Source organism: Parvibaculum sp., from assembly GCF_049671045.1.
Lineage (GTDB): Bacteria > Pseudomonadota > Alphaproteobacteria > Parvibaculales > Parvibaculaceae > Parvibaculum.
Genome location: NZ_JBATUH010000086.1, coordinates 1 through 1,668, shown reverse-complemented (window position 1 = coordinate 1,668; position 1,668 = coordinate 1). Strand labels below are relative to the sequence as shown.

Here is a 1,668-nt window from a genome sequence, read left to right as displayed (position 1 = left end):
ATGGGCTGCCGACGACGGTGCTGATCGGGCCGGATGGCCGGGAGATCGGCCGGCTGGTCGGCCCCGCCGAGTGGGACGCGCGGGAGGCCAAGGCGTTGATCGAGGCGGCGCTCAGGGTGACTTCGGTCGAATGAGGGGCGCCCTCCGGCCCGTCAGCGCCTGTCGACGACGAAGAGGCCGCCCATCAACTGACTGACAGCGGCGCCGCCCGCCGTGAGCGGGCAGGAGACGGCGTGCCAGGCGAGATAGGGGCGGTCCGAACTCGTCATCGCGCCGCTGACGAAAACGGGCTTCACCTGCTGGTAGGAGCGGCGGATGACCTCCAGCCAGCGGTCCTGCACGATTTCGGGCCGCGTCGGGACTATCGCATGGGCGCCGAAATCCGAGAGGCTCTTGCCGGTGCGTTCCTCGCCAGTGAGTTCGACGAGCTTGGTGCCGAAGATGCGCATGCGGAAATCCTCGCCGCCGCGAAGGACTTCGCAGATGACGATGTTCGGCAGCAGCCGGGGAATTTCGCCGGGGACGATGTCGGCGCGATCGGGCATCGGCCGCGTGCCGCGCTTGGCGTTCCAGTAGTCTACGAGTTCGGCGACGCGGGGATGCTCCGGCGCGTCGTGATAATGAAGCGGTTCCGCCAGTTTTGGCGTGTCGCTCGGATCTCTGCCCATTTCAAGTTCAATCCGTGCATGGCCATCCCCCACCCCGGGACGGCGGTTCATTGTCGGGCACGGAAGTTAACGAATCCTGCCTTCGCTATTTCTGGCGGCCGGTATGGAGGACGCTGACCATGATGCCGAAAATCTGGCCGATTTCCGCGTTGCCGGCTGTCAGGGGCGCGAACATGCCGTGATAGGTCATGAAGGCGCGTTTGGGCGAAACGGTTGGCGATCTGAAGAAGATCGCCTCCCGGCGCTTCAGGGTCAGTTTCGAGATGGTCAGCCATCTCCTGCGAAGCTCGGTGGCGTCGGTCGGAATGCGCGGCTCCCGCCCGAATTCCGAGAGGAGCTGGCCCGTGCGCTCCTCGCGCATGAGTTCGACGAGCGCGGTGCCCCAGATCCTCACGCGGAAGTCATTGCCGCCATCGAGCACGTCGAGGACGACGAGATGCGGCAGCAGGGGCGCGATCTCGGCGGGGCGGATGTCACCGCGATCGGTGAAGGGGCGGCCTTGCCGCTTCTGTTCGAGATAAGCGTGAAGCCGCGCCACTGTCCGGTGGCTGGGCGCATCGAGAAGTTCGGGGCCGCGGCCTGACCGGAAATCCTCTTTCACGTCCTCCAGCTCGTCGATGCTCATCCAAACTCCCCCAACAAACACGCCTCTTTCCGGGGGCGGTCGGGAGAACCATGACACGATGAGGGTTAAGGAAGTTTGGTTTTCCTCGCGGCGGTGGTTTCGCCGGACCGGATCAGCGGGTCGGCACCGGCTTGTCGCCGCGATAGTCGTAGAAGCCGCGTCGCGTCTTGCGGCCGAGCCAGCCCGCCTCGACATATTTCACGAGGAGCGGGCAGGGGCGGTATTTCGAATCCGAAAGACCGTCATGCAGCACCTGCATGATGGAGAGGCAGGTATCGAGGCCGATGAAGTCGGCGAGCTGCAGGGGGCCCATGGGATGGTTGGCGCCGAGGCGCATGGCCTTGTCGATGCTTTCGACGGAGCCGACGCCTTCAT

The 1,668-nt window shown here is 65.2% G+C and carries 3 protein-coding genes; all 3 read right to left on the bottom strand.

The window, feature by feature from the left end:
* Window positions 1–152: 152 nt before the first annotated feature.
* Window positions 153–668, bottom strand: coding sequence for a PAS domain-containing protein (locus WBG82_RS10240; protein WP_424424430.1), 516 nt, complete (start codon window positions 666–668; stop codon window positions 153–155).
* An 85-nt stretch (window positions 669–753) separates the two neighbouring features.
* Window positions 754–1,293, bottom strand: coding sequence for a PAS domain-containing protein (locus WBG82_RS10235; protein WP_424424429.1), 540 nt, complete (start codon window positions 1,291–1,293; stop codon window positions 754–756).
* Window positions 1,294–1,405: 112 nt separating this feature from the next.
* The coding region (locus WBG82_RS10230; protein ID WP_424424428.1) for a 3-hydroxyacyl-CoA dehydrogenase family protein at window positions 1,406–1,668 on the bottom strand (263 nt) is incomplete at its 5' end.

What these genes read in the sequence shown, in the direction of transcription:
- WBG82_RS10240 (WP_424424430.1), bottom strand. Translation starts at nt 668, where the DNA reads ATGGGCAGAGATCCGAGCGACACGCCAAAACTGGCGGAACCGCTTCAT.
- WBG82_RS10235 (WP_424424429.1), bottom strand. Translation starts at nt 1,293, where the DNA reads ATGAGCATCGACGAGCTGGAGGACGTGAAAGAGGATTTCCGGTCAGGC.